The 16315-nt window shown below is 69.5% G+C and carries 22 protein-coding genes; 4 read left to right on the forward strand and 18 right to left on the reverse strand.

Annotated features, from left to right (window positions below; translation table 11 throughout):
- Nucleotides 1–490: 490 nt before the first annotated feature.
- Together ACIBAF_RS34245 and ACIBAF_RS34250 are read right to left on the reverse strand one after the other, a co-directional pair.
- The gene (locus ACIBAF_RS34245) at nucleotides 491–2626 is read right to left on the reverse strand and encodes a phosphotransferase (RefSeq protein WP_399468093.1); all 2136 of its coding nucleotides are present in this window, start codon (nucleotides 2624–2626) and stop codon (nucleotides 491–493) included.
- A 256-nt stretch (nucleotides 2627–2882) separates the two neighbouring features.
- Nucleotides 2883–3755 (reverse strand): winged helix-turn-helix domain-containing protein, encoded by an 873-nt coding sequence (locus ACIBAF_RS34250; protein WP_399468094.1) that lies wholly within the window; start codon nucleotides 3753–3755, stop codon nucleotides 2883–2885.
- Nucleotides 3756–3924: 169 nt separating this feature from the next.
- On the opposite strand from ACIBAF_RS34250, the gene ACIBAF_RS34255 reads away from it, so the two are divergent.
- Nucleotides 3925–4110 (forward strand): hypothetical protein, encoded by a 186-nt coding sequence (locus ACIBAF_RS34255; RefSeq protein WP_399468095.1) that lies wholly within the window; start codon nucleotides 3925–3927, stop codon nucleotides 4108–4110.
- A 219-nt stretch (nucleotides 4111–4329) separates the two neighbouring features.
- Here the strand turns inward: ACIBAF_RS34255 and ACIBAF_RS34260 are convergent, their stop codons facing one another.
- Nucleotides 4330–5142 carry an HAD family hydrolase gene (locus ACIBAF_RS34260; protein ID WP_399468096.1) on the reverse strand — a complete coding sequence of 271 codons (813 nt, stop codon included), beginning with the start codon at nucleotides 5140–5142 and terminating at the stop codon, nucleotides 4330–4332.
- Nucleotides 5091–5969 carry a winged helix-turn-helix domain-containing protein gene (locus ACIBAF_RS34265; protein WP_399468097.1) on the reverse strand — a complete coding sequence of 293 codons (879 nt, stop codon included), beginning with the start codon at nucleotides 5967–5969 and terminating at the stop codon, nucleotides 5091–5093. The genes ACIBAF_RS34260 and ACIBAF_RS34265 overlap by 52 nt, the downstream gene beginning before the upstream one ends.
- A 154-nt stretch (nucleotides 5970–6123) precedes the next feature.
- On the opposite strand from ACIBAF_RS34265, the gene ACIBAF_RS34270 reads away from it, so the two are divergent.
- Entirely contained in the window at nucleotides 6124–6318 is a 195-nt protein-coding gene (locus ACIBAF_RS34270; RefSeq protein ID WP_399468098.1) for a hypothetical protein, read from the forward strand.
- Here the strand turns inward: ACIBAF_RS34270 and ACIBAF_RS34275 are convergent.
- From ACIBAF_RS34275 to ACIBAF_RS34285, 3 genes are all read right to left on the reverse strand, one after another.
- The gene (locus tag ACIBAF_RS34275; protein WP_399468099.1) at nucleotides 6308–7216 is read right to left on the reverse strand and encodes a winged helix-turn-helix domain-containing protein; all 909 of its coding nucleotides are present in this window, start codon (nucleotides 7214–7216) and stop codon (nucleotides 6308–6310) included. The two genes, ACIBAF_RS34270 and ACIBAF_RS34275, sit on opposite strands and share 11 nt — an antisense overlap.
- 323 nt (nucleotides 7217–7539) lie before the next feature.
- Entirely contained in the window at nucleotides 7540–8781 is a 1242-nt protein-coding gene (locus tag ACIBAF_RS34280; RefSeq protein ID WP_399468100.1) for a GNAT family N-acetyltransferase, read from the reverse strand.
- A 127-nt stretch (nucleotides 8782–8908) separates the two neighbouring features.
- A complete protein-coding gene (locus ACIBAF_RS34285) occupies nucleotides 8909–9475 on the reverse strand; it encodes an aerial mycelium formation protein (protein ID WP_399468101.1) in 567 nt (188 codons plus the stop codon).
- Nucleotides 9476–9635: 160 nt separating this feature from the next.
- On the opposite strand from ACIBAF_RS34285, the gene dtd reads away from it, so the two are divergent.
- Entirely contained in the window at nucleotides 9636–10061 is a 426-nt protein-coding gene (dtd, locus tag ACIBAF_RS34290; protein WP_399468150.1) for a D-aminoacyl-tRNA deacylase, read from the forward strand.
- A 37-nt stretch (nucleotides 10062–10098) separates the two neighbouring features.
- On the opposite strand, the gene ACIBAF_RS34295 is transcribed toward dtd, so the two are convergent.
- The 6 genes from ACIBAF_RS34295 to ACIBAF_RS34320 form a co-directional block, all read right to left on the reverse strand.
- Nucleotides 10099–11064: a YgfZ/GcvT domain-containing protein gene (locus tag ACIBAF_RS34295; protein WP_399468102.1), complete on the reverse strand. Its 966-nt coding sequence runs from the start codon at nucleotides 11062–11064 to the stop codon at nucleotides 10099–10101.
- 10 nt (nucleotides 11065–11074) lie between these two features.
- Nucleotides 11075–11521: a Fur family transcriptional regulator gene (locus ACIBAF_RS34300; RefSeq protein ID WP_399468103.1), complete on the reverse strand. Its 447-nt coding sequence runs from the start codon at nucleotides 11519–11521 to the stop codon at nucleotides 11075–11077.
- 26 nt (nucleotides 11522–11547) lie between these two features.
- Entirely contained in the window at nucleotides 11548–12123 is a 576-nt protein-coding gene (locus tag ACIBAF_RS34305) for an FABP family protein (protein WP_399468104.1), read from the reverse strand.
- A gap of 238 nt (nucleotides 12124–12361) precedes the next feature.
- The gene (locus tag ACIBAF_RS34310; protein ID WP_399468153.1) at nucleotides 12362–12508 is read right to left on the reverse strand and encodes a hypothetical protein; all 147 of its coding nucleotides are present in this window, start codon (nucleotides 12506–12508) and stop codon (nucleotides 12362–12364) included.
- A complete protein-coding gene (locus ACIBAF_RS34315; protein ID WP_399468154.1) occupies nucleotides 12505–12747 on the reverse strand; it encodes a hypothetical protein in 243 nt (80 codons plus the stop codon). The genes ACIBAF_RS34310 and ACIBAF_RS34315 overlap by 4 nt, the downstream gene beginning before the upstream one ends.
- Entirely contained in the window at nucleotides 12668–12955 is a 288-nt protein-coding gene (locus tag ACIBAF_RS34320; RefSeq protein WP_399468105.1) for a hypothetical protein, read from the reverse strand. The genes ACIBAF_RS34315 and ACIBAF_RS34320 overlap by 80 nt, the downstream gene beginning before the upstream one ends.
- Before the next feature lie 183 nt (nucleotides 12956–13138).
- Between ACIBAF_RS34320 and ACIBAF_RS34325 the strand changes: the two genes are divergently transcribed.
- A complete protein-coding gene (locus ACIBAF_RS34325) occupies nucleotides 13139–13501 on the forward strand; it encodes a DsrE family protein (protein WP_399468106.1) in 363 nt (120 codons plus the stop codon).
- A gap of 31 nt (nucleotides 13502–13532) precedes the next feature.
- Here the strand turns inward: ACIBAF_RS34325 and ACIBAF_RS34330 are convergent, their stop codons facing one another.
- The 5 genes from ACIBAF_RS34330 to ACIBAF_RS34350 all read right to left on the reverse strand — a co-directional run bounded on the left by ACIBAF_RS34330 (nucleotide 13533) and on the right by ACIBAF_RS34350 (nucleotide 16214).
- On the reverse strand, nucleotides 13533–13805 hold the full coding sequence (locus ACIBAF_RS34330; RefSeq protein ID WP_399468107.1) for a DUF3099 domain-containing protein: 273 nt from the start codon (nucleotides 13803–13805) through the stop codon (nucleotides 13533–13535).
- A gap of 79 nt (nucleotides 13806–13884) precedes the next feature.
- Complete coding sequence (locus tag ACIBAF_RS34335) at nucleotides 13885–14172, reverse strand: DUF1416 domain-containing protein (protein WP_020122955.1); 288 nt, start codon at nucleotides 14170–14172, stop codon at nucleotides 13885–13887.
- Nucleotides 14173–14205: 33 nt separating this feature from the next.
- Nucleotides 14206–15045, reverse strand: a complete 840-nt coding sequence (locus ACIBAF_RS34340) for a sulfurtransferase (protein ID WP_399468108.1) — start codon at nucleotides 15043–15045, stop codon at nucleotides 14206–14208.
- 136 nt (nucleotides 15046–15181) lie between these two features.
- The gene (locus ACIBAF_RS34345; RefSeq protein WP_350818853.1) at nucleotides 15182–15265 is read right to left on the reverse strand and encodes an Ms5788A family Cys-rich leader peptide; all 84 of its coding nucleotides are present in this window, start codon (nucleotides 15263–15265) and stop codon (nucleotides 15182–15184) included.
- 211 nt (nucleotides 15266–15476) lie between these two features.
- A complete protein-coding gene (locus ACIBAF_RS34350; protein WP_399468109.1) occupies nucleotides 15477–16214 on the reverse strand; it encodes a DUF2993 domain-containing protein in 738 nt (245 codons plus the stop codon).
- Nucleotides 16215–16315: the final 101 nt, after the last annotated feature.

The following is a 16315-nucleotide window of genomic DNA, read 5'->3' on the forward strand; positions in this document are numbered from 1 at the left end:
GATCCCAGTCCGGCGGGCGGCCCCAGTCCGGCGGGCGGCCCCAGTCCGGCGGCCGATCCCAGTACGACGACCGGCCCCGATACGGCGACCGATCCCAGTACGACGACCGATCCCGCTCCGCCGACCGGCCCCAGTACGACGACCGATCCCAGTACGACGACCGGCCCCAGTTCGACGACCGATCCCAGTACGACGACCGGCCCCGATACGGCGACCGATCCCAGTCCGGCGGCCGATCCCGCTCCGGCGGCCGATCCCAGTACGACGACCGGCCCCAGTACGACGACCGATCCCAGTACGACGACCGGCCCCGATACGGCGACCGATTCCAGTCCGGCGGCCGATCCCGCTCCGGCGGCCGATCCCAGTACGACGACCGGCCCCAGTACGACGACCGATCCCAGTCCGGTGGCCGATCCCAGTCCGGCGGGCGGGCCCAGTCCGGCGGGCGGGCCCAGTCCGGCGGGCGGGCCCGGTACGGCGGGCGGGGCTAGGCCAAGGCTCGTGCCAGGTATGGGTTTGCCGTTCTTGATACCGGGAGGCCCAGGGAGGCGGTGGCGGCTGCGAGGGTGCCGGCGTAGGAGTCGACGGCCCGTCGGACGTTGGGGGCGTCCAGGCTTGCGCGGGTGGCGAGCCGGTCGAGGTCGATGTACGCGGAGCGGACGATCTCGATCCAGCGGTAGACCGACCAGTCCTTGTTCCAGTCGCTCGTGTACCGCTGCGGCAGCTTCTGCTCCCACCGCCGGAACATACGCGTCCGGATCTCCGGCCGGGTCGGGGTCAGGTGCATGTGCCGGACCAGGTCGTAGAGCGGATCGCCGACCAGGGCCATCTCCCAGTCGATGATGGTCAGGGCCAGCTCGTCGTTGCGGCGCACCAGGTTCCACGGGTTGAGGTCGCCGTGCAGCAGGGCCGGCGCCCGGTGGCTCACCCGGTGCCGGGAGAGGATCTCCCGCAGCCGCCACTCGTCGGGCAGCCCCAGCGTGCGGGCCAGCTGAAGCGACTCCTTCGGCAGGTTCCGCACCAGGCCGACGAGTTGCTCCTTCAGCCACTCGTAGAAGTCGACCCGCCCGGCGTGCGGGTCGATCGACGCGTGGTCCACGCCCGTCAGTTGGCACAGCTGGTCGATGAGCGCGTCCGCCTCGTGCGGGAGCAGACCGTTGACGGGATGGCTCGGCGGCTGGTCGATGCGGGTGCCGACGTAGGTGTGGATGCTGAAGGCGTCGTCCGGGTAGCTCTCGCCCAGCGCCAGGACCTTCGGCGCGGCCACCCGCACCCGGGACTCCTGGATGGCCCGCAGGACGGCGTGCTCGCTCAGATAGCTCGGCTCCCGCCGTGAGACGTTGCGCAGCTTGCGGCGCACGACCACGGGGGTGGGCATGTCCCGCACCCAGACCACCGAGTTGAGATGCGCGGTCCCCTTGAACACCCGGTCCGCGGGCGCGGCCCCCTCCGCGAGCAGGGCCTCCCGCACGGCGGACGCCGGGAAGAGCGGGTTCTCGGGCAGCCGCGGGTCCGGCTGCCAGGCGGTGGCCTTCGCGATCCAGTGCCGGCCGCTGACCCCTCCGTCGCCCCGCGACGCCAGCCAGCGGAAGAGGGCGCTGGCGATCTCGTCCTTCGCCGGGACGTTCCTCAGCCGCAGCGGCTCCGCCGCCGTCTCCAGCGCCCGGCGGACCTCCGCGGTGGCCTCGTCCATGCTCTTCTGCGTGAACGACTCCTGCAGCGACCGTGCGGCCCGCATCACGTCCGGGTAGACGGACTGCGCCCGCTCGAACGCGACGTAGTGGCGCAGATCCTTGGTCCGGCCCTTGACCGCGCTGGGCCGCAGCTCCTGCATGGCCTCCTCCCACGCGTTGACCACCTCGTCCCACTGGTGGTCGGGGTACTGCATGCGCACCAGGTGGGTGGCGAGGTCGTGCAGGGGGTCGCCGTAGGTCGCCAGCTCCCAGTCGACGCAGACGAGCGGCGGGGCGCCGTCGTAGGAGACGATCAGGTTGTCCCGGTGCAGGTCCGCGTGGAGCAGGCTGTACGGCCGCCGGGTCATCGCGGGCACCCGCTCGGCCAGCCGGAGCAGGGCGTCGTCGGCGATGCCCAGCGCCTTGAACAGACCGCCGAACTCACGCCAGTTGGGCTTGCGGATCTGTTCGTCGGCGAGATGGGCGAGGGTCTTCAGGAAGGCCTGGCTGTCGCTGTGGTTGGCGGGCCAGGAACTCGGCAGGTCCGGCAGCGCCGCCCGGCGCACCTGGGTCATCCGCGCGAGCAGCCCGGCCAGCGCCTTCATCAGCAGGGTGTCGACAGGCTTACCGTTTCCGCAGATGGTGGAGAGCGGTACGCCTTCCACATGGCTGTGGATGGCGTAGCCCGGTGTCTTGAGCAGGCACTCGGGCGCGTGCGGCAGGGCGCCGTGGACGGCGTCGAGGATGTCCGCCTCGTCCTGCCAGGTCCTGATCACCACGGGCAGCGCGTCGGAGCGCCGGATGCGCACGATCACCGAGGCGCCGGCCTCCCGGCCCACCAGCCGGGCCACGCCCTCGGTCAGGGGTAGCACATAGTTGCGATTGTGATGGCCGCTGGATTCCTTCATCGATTCGGCGGCCCTGACAAAGGCCCGGAGCACCCCGGGCATGTCCTCGGCGGCTCGTTCCCCGAGGTGACGAGGGGGAACAAGGTGGTCGACCACTGGCCGCTCCGGATACTCGCGCTGGGCTGGTTAGGGCAAACGTAAAGGCGCCGCACGACCGGAGCGATGATCAAGTGAGCCAATGGGTGGTGTGCCACTCATCCACGTCAGGCCGTCCGAGACTGGCTGGTTCGCCGTCTCATACGTATGGACGGGAGCGATTGCTCGCGCGATTGAGGAATGCTAGCGCACGCCGTCCCCGCTATTCGGCGAGAAGGTTCCATACGGAGTCGAACCACGCCTGCCAGCTGTCGACGAACACGGTGCCCTGTGAGGTCGGGTCGTCGTCCTTCACGTAGTGGGTGAGCGTGGCCCCGAGACCCAGCACGTCGAGAGCGGTGATCTCTTCGCCGGAGTCCAGGCGGATGGGCCGTTGCATCACCTCGTACGGTCCGAGCAACGCCTCCGTGCCGTTGAGGAGGTACAGCTTGAACGCCGGCGTCAGGGAAGCGTGCCGGATCTGGATGTCGACGGACGGCACCAGTCGCTCGGTCTCGAGGTCCTGCAGGACCCCGGTGAGCGATTCGGTGTGCCGCCGGGTGATCGCCAGCAGCCGACGGCGCAGACGGGGGTCGTTCCTGTCGTCCTTGGCCGTCGGATAGGGCAGCTCCAGGCTCTCGGCGGGCAGGAGCATCCGCAGGCCGATGTGCTGGGGGGCGATCAGTCCCATGTGCATCCGCTCGGCCTGAAGCCGGATGTGCCCGTACAACGACTCGGACGTCAACGTGTAGACGTCCAGGGTGACTTCCGGCTGTTCGAAGGCCTCGCTGAGCAGTGGCTGCAGGGTGACGCCCTGACGCTGGCGGGTGGCCTTGGCCGTCGAGGACTGGATCCGCTGCCGCTTGACCACCCGGGACCCGCTGCCTTGACGGGACTGGATCCACCCCTCGCTGGCGAGTTCCCGCAGCACGCGTTGGACCGTGTCCCGGGAGACCCCGAACTCACCGGCCAGGTCGCGTTGGGACGGCAGGAAGGAACGCAGCGGATACGTCCCGTCCGTCATCCGGGCACGCAGTTCGTCGGCGACACGGTGGAACTCCCTGCCGCCGACGTCAACGGTCCGCTTTTCGCCCACAGACCGACCGTACCGCCATCGGTCCACGAGCAAACCAGTGTCAGTCAAATCCCGGATGACACAGGCCGATTAAGGATCAACAAGCCAGGGGAAAGCCACTTCAAGGCAACCAGTCCAATTGGACCGGGACTTGCAAGGTTCACTGAGAATGGCAGGGAGGTGGAAGGCCATGCTCCTGTTATCGGCAGTCTGGGAACTCCTCGCGTTCTTCGCGGGATGGACGGTGCAGGCCAAACTCGGGGCGGTGGGCGTGATGCTGCTGCTCACCGTGGCCGTGGGCGTCCGGGCCCGGCACAACGCGCTCGCCGTCGGAGCGGCCGTCGTACTCGTGGCCCTGCTGCTCAGATCTCCCTGACCGCTACTCAGGTCTCCCTGGCCGCTGCTCAGATCTCCCTGGCCCCTGCTTCAGGTCTCCCTGACCGCTGCTCAGGTCTCCCTGGCCGCTGCTCAGGTCTCCCTGGCCGCTGCTCAGGTCTCCCTGGCCCCTGCTTCAGGTCTCCCTGGCCACTGCTTCAGGTCTCCCTGACTCCTACTCAGGTCTCCCTGGCCGCCGCTCAGGTCCGGTGGACGGCCCTCAGATCTGGCGGGCCGCCTCCAGCACCGGCTCCAGCGAGTTCACGACCCGGGTCGCGCCCGCGCCCCTGAGCACCTTCTCCTTGCGCTCGTTACGCGCGTAGCCGAGGAAGGGCACGCCCGCCTCCCGGGCGGCCAGGAAGTCCGAGGGGGTGTCGCCGATCATCAAGGCGGTGCCGGGCGCCGAGCCCATCGCGCGCAGGGCGCGGTTCAGACAGTGCGGGTGGGGCTTGAGGTGGCGCAGCTCCTGGGTGCGGCCGTAGATGTGCGGCGCGAAGCAGGAGGTGAGGCCGCGGGTGTCGAGGTAGGTGTCAACCACCCGCGGGGAGTTGTTCGTGGTGATCGCCAGGCGCTGGCCACGGGCGGTCAGCGTGCGTATCAGGGGGTCGGCGTAGGGCGTGGGCATCGCCGTGGACGTGGCCTTGAGCTCCTCCTGGGTGAGGCGTTCCTCCAGCTCCGTGACCAGGTCGCTGCCCTGGTGCCGGCGGTCCACGGCGCGCAGCACGACGTGCGGGTCGAGCGACTCCCGCTCGGACTCCGTGAGCAGGCCGTGCAGGCCCCGGCCTTCGAGCCACTGCACCAGCCCCTCGGCCACGCTCTCCGCCGAGTGACCGGCGAAGAGGCGACAGATGGGCCCGTCGAAGTCCCACAGGACGACCCGCGCCTGCCTGATCACTTCCCGCAGATCCGCCGCCTCGGTCTCGGTCTCGGTGACGGGGGGCGCGGGAGGCGCCTGTTGAGTCTGCTGCGTATCAGAGGTCACTAGGAGAGTGTCAGGTCCGTGGTGATGGTTTCCCAGAGGGCGTCGAACCACTTCTGGGATTCCTCCACGAACGCGGCGTCGCGCTGACCGGCCGCCTTCTCGAAGGAGAAGAGGAGGGACTCGGTGCCCAGGACGTCGTACATGTCGAGCGTTCCGGTCTCGGTGGGCTCCTCCCGGCGCGCGATCGTGTAGTACGCGATCAGCGCCTCCCTGCCGTTGAGGAGGTACAGCTTCATCGGCGGGGTGAACGGCAGCGCGCGGAAGGTGACGTTGACCTCGATGCCGTGCGAGCGCAGGGTCTGGAGGTTGTGGCGCAGCACCTGCCCCTGGGCGTTGCGCATCGCCAGCCAGCGCTGGTGCACGGGGTCGTCCTCGCTGCGGCCGTCGACCGGCACCGGGAAGGCCAGGGTGATGTTCCGGGACGGCAGCAGGATCCGGAAGTCGATCTTCCGGGGGCGGGCCTCGCCCCCGTGGACCAGGCGCAGGGGCTCGCTCAGGGCCAGCAGCAGGCTCTCGGCGGTGAGGCAGGCCGCGTCGACGCGTACGTCGGCGGCGGCGAATGCCTCGGTGAGCCGGGGGGCCAGGCTCACCATCGTGGGCTGGGGCTCGTCGCGACCCGGGGCGGGCGGTTGGGCGATCCGGGGCGGGCTGCCCTTGCTCACGTTGGTGAGGAGACCGTCGTTCTGCAGTTCCCGCAGGGCCTGGCGCACGGCGCCGCGCTCCACGCCGAACTCGTCGGCGAGTTCGGCCTGGGTGGGCAGGCGGTCACCGGCCTTGAGCTCCCCTGCGCGGATGCGTTCGCGCAGGGCATCGGCGATCTGCTGGGGCGTGACGCTTCTGCTGCCGTTCACTGCCACGTTCTCCTGAGTCACGACCAAACGCTACAACTTCTACCCATCTGACGGGAGTTGCTGGAAAGTTGTTTAGCGGTTGCTGCCAAGTGGGGACAACATAGTTGTAGTTGGTTGCCAACTTTAGCAAGTTGGCGGAAGGTTTGCTTCCCACTCCCTACCTCCGAAGGGGGGAACCACCGTGCCCGTCCTCGTCCTCCTCTGCGCCGTCTTCGTCGTCGGCGTCGAGCAGACCATCCAGTGGAAGTACGGCACCGCCGGCGCCGTCGGGCTGCTCCTGCTCAGCGTCGGCATCAAGGCCAAGAGCCCCATGATCAGCTCCGTCGGGGCCGTGATCCTCGCCCTCCTCGCCAGCGGGCCGGCCGTCAGCTCGTGAGCACCAGCTCCGAACTGATCGTCTCCCACAGCGCGTTGAACCACAGGCGGGACTGTTCCACGAACGTCGTGTCACGCGGTCCGGCTCCCTGTTCGAAGGCGAACAGCACCGACCGCGTGCCCTCGGCGTCGTACATCTCCAGGTGCTCCTGGTCGATCGTCTGCTCGCCCCGCTTCACCGTGTAGTAGGCGAACAGCGCTTCCGTCCCGTTGAGGAGGTACAGCTTGACGGGCGGGGTGAACGGCAGTGCGCGGAAGGTGACGTGCACATCGATGCCGTGCGTGGAGCGCAGGGTGAGCAGGTTGTGCCGCAACACCTGACCCTGGGCGTTGCGATGGGCCAGCCAGCGGCGTTGCAGCCGCCCGGTGGCCGAGGTGTCCACCGGCACCGGGAAGGCGAGGTCGATGTCCCGGGACGGCAGCAGGACCCGGACGTCGATCTTGGCCGGTTTCAGTCGCCCCGCATGGATCTGACGCAGGGGTTCGCCGAGCGCGGCGGTCAGCGAGACCGCCGTCAGACACAGAGCGTCGACCTTGACGTGTTCGGCCGCGAAGGCCTCGGTGATGCGGGGCGGAAGCCCGACCATCGCGGGCTGGGGCGCGGCGCCGGAACCGACCGGAGGGAGGACCGCGCCCGGCCGCACGGCGACCGTCGCCGGGCTTCCCTTCGAGACGTTGGTGAGAAGCTGCTCGGACTGCAGAATGCGAAGCGCCTGGCGTACGGCACCCCGCTCGACACCGAACTCGTCCGCCAACTTGGCCTGGGTGGGCATGCGTTGACCCGGCCGCAGCACCCCGGTTCTGATCCGGGTGCGCAGCTCGTCGGCCACCTCGCGGTGTGACCGCTGCGGCCGCTCCGCCCCCCTCCGTGCAGTGACGGAGGCATTTTCCGGCTCCACGTCCGCACAGTACAACTTCCCGCCATCTTTGGGCAGTTCAAAGAGAGATGGTTATAGGACGCTTCCAAACGGACATAAGTACAGTGAAGTTGGTCGCCAACTTCAACGACATGGTCAAACTTCCAGACGGTTGGCCGATCGGACTCCCTTCCGGAGGGGAGCCGGGAGCCCGAACAGCCGACACCGACGTACAGCCACAACTGAACATCCCGCACAGCCACAACTTCAGAGCGACCGCACAGCCACAACTGAACAGCTACGGATGCACGAACAACACGGACACAACGACAGAGAACACACGGACAGTCGGTCGGAAGGAGCCGTCAGAACATGTCCGGGCACCAAGGGCGCCCGGACGCACGCAGCAGGGCGTCGGCCCCTCGGGCGGCGCCCTCTCGTTCTTCCCGGAGCCGGCCCAGCGCCGCCAGCCGCCCCGCCGACTCGTCGCCCAGCCACAGCGTCGCCAGCTCGGCGACGTCCAGGGTGAGGTCGGCGCTGCGGGTGGTCGGCGCACAGGAGGCGCCGTCGGGGGTCGCGTCCAACAGGAAGCGGCCTCCGGCCAGGCCGGCCCGGTCCACCACCTCCAGCACCAACGTGCCCGCCGCGTCGTACGCACGCGTCTCGAGGGCCCGTACGACGTCCAGGATCCGCACCCACAGCCAGTCCGCCTGGGTGGTGATGCGCGCCGCGCGCGGGTCGGGCAGGTAGAGGGGGGCCAGGTCGTCGGGGGCGCGCCACCCCGTCTTCACCCGCGTGATCCAGTCCATGGAGCACAAGTAGTGCCACAGGGCGCGCTCCGCGGCCGGGGTCACCGCGATCAGCCAGTTCGCCTTCGCCGTGTTCACCGGCTGCTTGCCGTCGTTCCACTCGTCGTCCGTCTCGTACGAGACCAGACCCTCCACCGTGCCGTCCGCCGCGCGGTACACCGCGAAGAAGGGCTCGGTCCAGGAGTCGTCGTACTGCCGCAGCAGCCCGGTCTGCGCCGTCCACCAGTGCTCGTCCCGGCTGACCGCGCCGGGCTGGGCGCGCCGCAGCCGCTCGTGCAGCTCGGGGCCGACCTTGCGGACCTCCTCGCCGTCGACGAGGTCGATACGGCCGCCGTCGCCGGGCACCGGCCCGCGCGGGTCGAAGCCGGCGCGCGGCACGTCGATCGTCCACTCGGTCATCGTGGTGGCCGGGCCGAAGCCGTACCGCCCGTAGATCCGGTACTCGGCGGCGATCAGGGTGGCGACGACGTCCCCGCGTTCCTTCGCGGCCGTGAGGTCGTCGTTCATCAGACGGGTGAGGAGGCCGCGGCGGCGGTGGGTGGCCACGACGGAGACGTTGGAGATGGCGTCGGCGGGGACGGGCGCGCCGCCCACCGCGGTGAGCTCCTGCGGGAACGAACGGAACGTCGCCACGCACCTGCCCTCGTCGAAGGCGCCCGTGGTGCGGGAGTCCACGGTGGCCGTCCGACGGTCGGCGACGGCTCGGTCGGTGACCGTGGGTGGGCGCAGGAAGCCGGTGCGCAGGGCGCGTATCCAGTCGGGGAGGTCGGCGTCGGTGATGGGGCGTACGTCGGTCATGGAGCCACGGTAGGCAGGTGGGGGGTGGGTGTGCGGGGATTTTTTCGCCCCCGCCGCCCCTGCCCGTCCCCTCCCTGGGGCGGCGCCCAGCCCCCGGGCCCGCCCCCGGACGGGCTGAGAGGTGCGCTCACACCAGCAGGTCCTCCACCTGGGCCTCGCCCTCCCGGTATCGCCTGCTGATCTCCGCGCCCGATTCGTCGGCCGTGCGCTGGAGGTGCTGGCGGCGGCTGGAGACCTGCTGTTCGTAGCGGATCAGGCGGGCCATCGCCTCGTTCAGCTCCGGGTCGGTGCGGGCGTCGAGGTCGGAGAGCTCGACGTCGGCGAGCATGTCGGCGGCCAGCCTGCGGTACTCCTCGCTGTGCGGGGTGCCCAGCGTGACGTGCCGGGCCGAGGAGCGCTGCCGGGCCGGGGCGTCGGTGAGGATCTCCGGCAGCCGGTCGACCACGGAGGCCGCACCCGACGGGGACCGCCTGGCCAGCTCCGCGCGCAGGATGTCGATCCGGCCCTGGAGCAGCCGTCGTACGTAGCTCAGGTCGGCCTCGTCGCGCTGGGCGTCCCGGCGCAGGGTGCGCAGTTCGGGCAGGCTCAGCCGGGCCAGGTCGGGCTCCGGTGGTTCCGCGGGCAGCACGGGGCTGTCGCTGCGCTGTGTCGGCGGCCGGTGGGTAGCAGGCCGCCCGGTACTCGGTGTGCTCATGTCCCTCTACCGTCCCCTCGACCGGCGTGTGGTGGAAGCATCGTGCCACCCCAAGTCGCCGCTATGTGACCGAGTCCCCCCGAACGGCCCAGATAGGGGCTTAAGGATCAAAAATGGGCCCCCCACGAGTGCGCGCCGGGGACCCGGCATCATGGTCCGCATGCGAGCGGTGGTGCAGAGAGTGGACGGCGCGAGCGTCGTCGTGGACGGCGAGACGGTCGGGGAGATCAGCGGCGAGGGCCTGTGCGTCCTGGTCGGTGTCACCCACGAGGACACCAAGGAGAAGGCGGCCCAGCTCGCCCGCAAACTCTGGTCGATCCGCATGCTGCAGGACGAGAGGTCGTGCAGCGACATCGACGCCCCGCTGCTGGTGATCAGCCAGTTCACGCTCTACGGCGACGCCCGTAAGGGCCGCCGCCCCACGTGGAACGCGGCCGCCCCCGGCGAGGTCGCCGAGCCCCTCGTCGACGAGGTCGTCGCGCAACTGCGCGCCCTGGGCGCGACGGTGGCGACGGGCCGGTTCGGCGCGCAGATGCGCGTGTCGCTGACGAACGACGGCCCGTTCACCGTCCTGATCGAGATGTAGACCGAGACGTAGCAGCGGGCTGGCCCAGGACCGGGAACTAAGGTTCGACGATGACTTCCTGGGCCGCTGCCGTCGTGCCGGCCAGCAACGGGGCGTCCACCGGAACGTTGCGCTTCACCAGGGCCAGGGCCACCGGGCCGAGCTCGTGGTGGCGGGCGGACGTGGTGATGAAGCCGATCTTGCGGCCGTCGGGGTCCTCGTCGGCGACCCGGAGCTCGGTGCCGGCGACCGGAAGGTGCACCTCGCTGCCGTCGAGATGCAGGAAGACCAGGCGCCGGGGCGGCTTGCCCAGGTTCTGCACCCGGGCGACGGTCTCCTGCCCCCGGTAGCAGCCCTTCTGCAGATGCACCGCCGTGCCGATCCAGCCCAGCTCGTGCGGGATGGTGCGGTGGTCGGTCTCGAAGCCGAGGCGCGGACGGTGCTGCTCGACGCGCAGCGCCTCCAGCGCGAGGATCCCGACCGGCGGACCGGCCTGGTCGGCGTACGACTCCAGGTCCACGCGAGGGAGGAAGAGGTCGCGGCCGTAGGCGGTCTCGCGGACGACGACGCCGGGCGGGACGGGCGCGATCGACCCCGCCGGGAGGTGGACGACCGCGAGGTCCGCCGTCCGGTCGGCGACCTCGACCCGGTAGAAGAACTTCATCGACTCCAGGTACGCGATCAGCGCGTCCTGGGTGCCGGGCTCGACGTGCGCCCAGACCGTCTCCCCGTCGTCCACCAGGTAGAGCGCGTGCTCGATGTGGCCGTGCGCGGAGAGGATCAGCGCCTCGGCGGCCTGGCCGACGGGAAGGTCGGTGACGTGCTGGGTGAGCAGCAGGTGCAGCCAGCTCAGCCGGTCGTCGCCGGTGACGGCGACGACCCCGCGGTGCGAGAGGTCGACGAAACCGGCGCCGTCGGCGAGGGCACGCTGCTCGCGGAACAGGTCGCCGTAGTGGCCGGCGACGCCTTCGTCCACACCCTCGGCGGGGACGGCGCCGGGCAGGGACAGCAGAGGGCTCTTCATACGCCTAAGCCTACGACTCGGTAGTTGAAGCCTTGAGGGAGCAGTCCTTACAGCGGCCGAAGATCGCGAAGTGCTTCATGTCGGTCTCGAAGCCGAACGTCCCGCGCAGCTTGGCCGTGAACTCGGCGGCCACCTGGACGTCCGCCTCGATGACGTTCTGGCAGTCCCGGCAGACCAGATGGAGGTGGTGGTGCCGGTCGGCCAGGTGATAGGTCGGCGCGCCGTGCCCCAGGTGGGCGTGGCTGACCAGCCCGAGCTCCTCAAGGAGCTCCAGGGTCCGGTACACGGTGGAAATGTTGACCCCCGACGCCGTCTTCCTCACTTCCACGAGGATGTCGTCGGGGGTCGCGTGCTCCAGGGTGTCCACGGCTTCGAGCACGAGTTGCCGCTGCGGGGTCAGCCGGTAGCCGCGCTGCCGCAGATCGCTCTTCCAGTCGGTGCTTCCAGTGTTCACCACACCGAAGAGTCTAGGACCGTCCGGGACTACTTGAAGAAGGCGATTCCGTCGTCCGGCATGTCGTCCGGCAGGGCCTTCGCCCAGCGTTCGACGTCCTCCGGGGTGACGACCTTCTTCAGGTGGGCCGACATGTAGGGGCGCAGCTCGACCTCGGGGGTCTGCTTCTCGCCGACCCACATGAGGTCGCTCTTCACGTAGCCGTACAGACGCTTGCCGCCGGTGTAGGGGCCGGAGGCGGCCGTGCGGGCCACCGCGTCCGTGACCAGGTCGATCTGCGGCTTCTTGGCGGCCAGGTCGCCGTACCAGATCTCGACCACGCCGTCGTCGCGGACCATGGTCACCTCGACCTTGCGGTCGGCGTCGATGCGCCAGAAGCCGGACTCCGACTCCAGGGGCCGGACCTTGTTGCCGTCGTTGTCCAGGACCCAGGTGTGGGAGTGGTACTCCAGGAAGTCCCGGCCGTCGTGACCGAAGGTGACCTCCTGCCCGAAGTTGCACTTCTCCGAACCGGGGAAGTCATGCACGCCCGCGCCCGCCCAGGCGCCCAGCAGAAAGGCGAGGGGGACGAGGTCCTTGTGGAGGTCGGACGGAATCTCGATCATGAGTGGCAGTTCCTCGGGTGGATCAGCGCTGGCCCTGGTACAGCTTCTTCACGGTCAGACCCGCGAAGGCGAGGACACCGACGCAGACCAGGACCAGCAGGGTTTCGAAGAAGATCTCCACGGGGTGCTCCTCGGATGAGCGTGTCGGTTCCGTACGGACAACAAGGCCGGACCCCAGCTTACGCGGCCGGGGTCCGGCCCTCCTTGTCAGGTACGCCCTCACGGTGGGGGGCGGGGGTCAGTCCAGCAGCTGGCTCTGCAGGGCGACCGTCTGCTGGAAGGGGACGGCCGCCGCAGTGCCCTGGCGGGACTGCAGGACGACGGCGATGACGTCGCCGGCGCGCAGGTAGGCCTGCCGGAGGTGCTCCGCGCCGTACGGCTTCACCTCGTTGTAGACGTAGGCGCGACGTCCGGGGCCTCGGCCGTGTACAGCCCGACCCGGCCTGCCACGCTCTCCGCTGTGTCGTGCACGTACGCCATCCCGTTGCCGTCCCCCGTGCCGGGGACGGGCCAACTGCGGGTGTCGTCCTGCCCGCCGGCCCAGTCACGGCCGCTCTCGGCCCAGTCGGCCGCCGCCGGCTTGCTCTCCTGGCGGAACTGCACGAGCTGGATCTTGACGTACAAGTCCCCCACCCGCCACGCGGAGGTGGCCGCGCGGCGGAACTCGTCGTCGGCGGTCCTGCGCCGCCGACAGCGGCTCGACCTCGCCCTTGGCCTGTCCGACGACGGGCTGGGAGAGCGGCGGCAGAGCGGTGGGCGCCCGGTCGGCCTGGATCAGGTAACCGGTGCAGGCGCCGGCGACGATGCCGAGCACGGCGGCCCCGGCGATCATCAGCGTCGTACGGCCACGGGGGCGGGGACCGGGGCGAGGGCTGGACGGTTCAGCCTCTTCGACCCTTTCCGGACCTTCCACAACATCCCCCTCAGAAGTGTGAAGAGCGCGTTCCGCAACGCGCTCCAGAGGACACCCATGGTCAACACCGGCAGTTGTAAGGGAGTTGATTACGATTCAGTCATGTCGAAGAAGCTCGTGATCAAGGTGACGGCGGGGGCCGATGCCCCCGAGCGGTGCTCTCAGGCGTTCACGGTCGCGGCGGTGGCCGTGGCCAGCGGGGTCGAGGTCTCCCTGTGGCTGACCGGGGAGTCCTCCTGGTTCGCGCTGCCGGGCCGGGCCGCCGAGTTCGAGCTGCCGCACGCGGCCCCGCTGCCCGACCTGATCGACTCGATCCTCGCGGGCGGCCGCCTCACCCTGTGCACCCAGTGCGCGGCCCGCCGGGACATCACGGAGAAGGACGTCCTCGAGGGCGTACGGATCGCGGGCGCACAGGTGTTCGTACAGGAGGCGCTGGGAGACGACACGCAGGCCCTCGTCTACTAAGGCCTGTCCTGTTACTAAGGCCTGTCCTGCACTAGGGCCTGTCCTGGGGGCGGCGTCTCTTGCCGTCCAGCTCGTCCCACCACTCGTCGGACTTCGGGTCGCCCGAGGGGTCGTCCCACCAGCGGTCCTCGGGGCCTCGCCGGTTGGCGACCATCGCGGCGAGCGGCGGAATGACCATGGCCACCACACACATCCCGACGGCCACGGGGATCGACCAGATGCGCACGACTCCCCACGCCAGGACGAACAACCCGATGCAGGTCCCCATCATGGCGAAGTAGACGTGCCGACGGCGGGCGTACATACCTTCAGGGTAGGCCTGGACAGGCCGGAAGGGCCGCACCCCGGGTGTCCACCCATGGGGTACGGCCCTTCCGTCGTGCTCAGACCGCGATCGCGACCTCCGCGAGGCCGCCCTGCTGGGCGACGACCGTGCGGTCGGCGGTGGCGCCGGGAACGAGGGCGCGGACGGTCCAGGTGCCCTCGGCCGCGTAGAAGCGGAACTGTCCGGTGGCGGAGGTGGGGACCTCCGCGGTGAACTCGCCGGTCGAGTCCAGGAGGCGGACGTAGCCCACCACCGGCTCGCCGTCGCGGGTCACCTGGCCCTGGATCGTGGTCTCACCGGGCTTGATCGTCGAGGCGTCGGGGCCGCCGGCCTTCGCTCCACACATGTGCTTCTCCAGAGGTCGTTGAAAGGGGCGGTCTTACTTGTTGGCGCCGAGCTCGATCGGGACGCCGACCAGGGAGCCGTACTCGGTCCAGGAGCCGTCGTAGTTCTTGACGTTCTCCACGCCCAGCAGCTCGTGCAGCACGAACCAGGTCAGGGCCGAGCGCTCGCCGATGCGGCAGTACGCGATCGTATCCTTGGCCAGGTCGACCTGCTCGTCGGCGTAGAGCTCCTTGAGCTCGTCGTCCGACTTGAAGGTGCCGTCGTCGTTGGCGTTCTTCGACCACGGGATGTTGCGGGCGGACGGGACGTGGCCCGGACGCTGCGACTGCTCCTGCGGGAGGTGGGCCGGCGCGAGCAGCTTGCCGCTGAACTCGTCGGGCGACCGCACGTCGACCAGGTTCTGCGAACCGATGGCCGCCACGACGTCGTCGCGGAAGGCGCGGATGGACTTGTCCTGCGGCTTGGCCTGGTAGGAGGTCTCGGCGCGCTCGGGCACCTCCTCGACCAGCTCGCGGGCGTCCAGCTCCCACTTCTTGCGGCCACCGTCGAGAAGCTTGACGTTCTCGTGGCCGTACAGCTTGAAGTACCAGTAGGCGTAGGACGCGAACCAGTTGTTGTTGCCGCCGTACAGGATCACCAGCGTGTCGTTGGCGATGCCCTTCGCCGACAGGAGCTTCTCGAAGCCCTCCTGGTCGATGAAGTCACGGCGGACCGGGTCCTGCAGGTCCTTGGTCCAGTCGATCCGGATGGCGTTCCGGATGTGGTTCTTCTCGTACGCGGACGTGTCCTCGTCGACCTCGACGATGGCGATGTCGGCGTTGTCGAGGTTGGCCTCGACCCAGTCGGCGTCGACCAGGACGTCGCTGCGGCTCATGCTCGTTCTCCTCCGGGGCAGTTGCGGCGGGGGTGTGCAAGAAAGGGGGTGCGCGACCGGGTCTCGCCGGCGGCCGGCGCACGGATGCCCTCGGGTGAGGGCGCCGGGAGGCGCGGAAGGCCGGCGGCGCTTCCGCTCAGAAGGGGCGACAGAGCATGGCGGCGACGCGGCACAGGTCTACTGCCCGCCGCTTCGTGAGATCCGCCTGTCGCTGCATCATGTCCTCGATCGTAGGGACGGACAGGCGGGCGTGTCACCAGCACTCCGAATGGTGAGATGCGATCGTCCGCATGTTGGGACACGCAAAGCGCCCGGGCCGTCGGTGCGCGGCTTCCGGGCGCTTGTATCCGTCATCACATCTACGGTGCGGACGGCGGCGTCTCGCCTGTCGGACATCTGCTGTCCACCAAAGGGTTGGCCAAGGATCAGCCTTACCCGGCCAGCCTGACGTTCGAACCCTTCACCGAGATCTCCACACCGTTCTTCGCGGCCACGACCTTGTCGAGCTTGATCCCGCCGGGCAGGTCGTCGATCTTCTGCTCGAAGTCGGTGATCGAGCGCACCTCGTTCTCGGCGGCCCGGACCCCGCCGAAGCTGGGCAGCGAGTCGGCGTGCACCCGAACGGTGTCGCCCGAGACGGTGACCGTGCTGAGGACGTACACGGGCTGCGGCAGCTTGGTGCCGAGGACGGTGGCCTCGACGGCGACCTTGATCTTGCCGTTGCCGCCGTCGGAGAGGCCGATGACGTTGGCGGTGACGCCCTGCACCACCTGCGTCGGCTCGGACTTCGCCGTCTTCAGCAGCTCGGCGTAGGTGATGGACGCGGTGCCGGTGGCGCTGGCCGCGGTGGCGGAGCTGTAGTCGCCGGAGAAGTCGACGCCCTTCATGTCGGCCTGGAGGTCGTCGATGCGGATCGTCTGGCCGCTGGTGCCGGTGGCGGCCTCGTAGTCCTTGATGCCGACCTCGACGTCGTCCAGCGAGCCGCCGACGACCTGGGTGAGGAACGGGAAGCCCTTGATGGAGACGTCCGGGGTGGTGGCGAGGCCCTCGTTGGCCTTCAGCTTGTCGGCCGCCTCGCTCTCCGCGAAGTTCACGGCCAGCCGGTCCGCGAGCACGAACAGGCCGCCCAGGATCACGACGACGACCAGCAGTATTCGAAGCGCACGCATGCGGTGGTTCCCCCTGACACCTGACATCACTGACGAGGGTTCAAGGTAACCCGCCGCGGAAGGGCGTCCACCGAATTGTCGATCACCTGTGACAGACCCTT

This window comes from Streptomyces sp. NPDC051677 (assembly GCF_044453465.1).
GTDB lineage: Bacteria > Actinomycetota > Actinomycetes > Streptomycetales > Streptomycetaceae > Streptomyces.

Bases quoted from the DNA above. Each gene is read 5' to 3' on its own strand.
- ACIBAF_RS34340 (WP_399468108.1), bottom strand. From the start codon at position 15,045: ATGAGCCGCAGCGACGTCCTGGTCGACGCCGACTGGGTCGAGGCCAAC.
- ACIBAF_RS34345 (WP_350818853.1), bottom strand. From the start codon at position 15,265: ATGATGCAGCGACAGGCGGATCTCACGAAGCGGCGGGCAGTAGACCTG.
- ACIBAF_RS34255 (WP_399468095.1), top strand. From the start codon at position 3,925: ATGCTCCTGTTATCGGCAGTCTGGGAACTCCTCGCGTTCTTCGCGGGA.
- ACIBAF_RS34295 (WP_399468102.1), bottom strand. From the start codon at position 11,064: ATGAAGAGCCCTCTGCTGTCCCTGCCCGGCGCCGTCCCCGCCGAGGGT.
- ACIBAF_RS34350 (WP_399468109.1), bottom strand. From the start codon at position 16,214: ATGCGTGCGCTTCGAATACTGCTGGTCGTCGTCGTGATCCTGGGCGGC.
- ACIBAF_RS34325 (WP_399468106.1), top strand. From the start codon at position 13,139: ATGTCGAAGAAGCTCGTGATCAAGGTGACGGCGGGGGCCGATGCCCCC.
- dtd (WP_399468150.1), top strand. From the start codon at position 9,636: ATGCGAGCGGTGGTGCAGAGAGTGGACGGCGCGAGCGTCGTCGTGGAC.
- ACIBAF_RS34280 (WP_399468100.1), bottom strand. From the start codon at position 8,781: ATGACCGACGTACGCCCCATCACCGACGCCGACCTCCCCGACTGGATA.
- ACIBAF_RS34305 (WP_399468104.1), bottom strand. From the start codon at position 12,123: ATGATCGAGATTCCGTCCGACCTCCACAAGGACCTCGTCCCCCTCGCC.
- ACIBAF_RS34335 (WP_020122955.1), bottom strand. From the start codon at position 14,172: ATGTGTGGAGCGAAGGCCGGCGGCCCCGACGCCTCGACGATCAAGCCC.
- ACIBAF_RS34245 (WP_399468093.1), bottom strand. From the start codon at position 2,626: ATGCCCGGGGTGCTCCGGGCCTTTGTCAGGGCCGCCGAATCGATGAAG.
- ACIBAF_RS34330 (WP_399468107.1), bottom strand. From the start codon at position 13,805: ATGTACGCCCGCCGTCGGCACGTCTACTTCGCCATGATGGGGACCTGC.
- ACIBAF_RS34285 (WP_399468101.1), bottom strand. From the start codon at position 9,475: ATGAGCACACCGAGTACCGGGCGGCCTGCTACCCACCGGCCGCCGACA.
- ACIBAF_RS34320 (WP_399468105.1), bottom strand. From the start codon at position 12,955: ATGATCGCCGGGGCCGCCGTGCTCGGCATCGTCGCCGGCGCCTGCACC.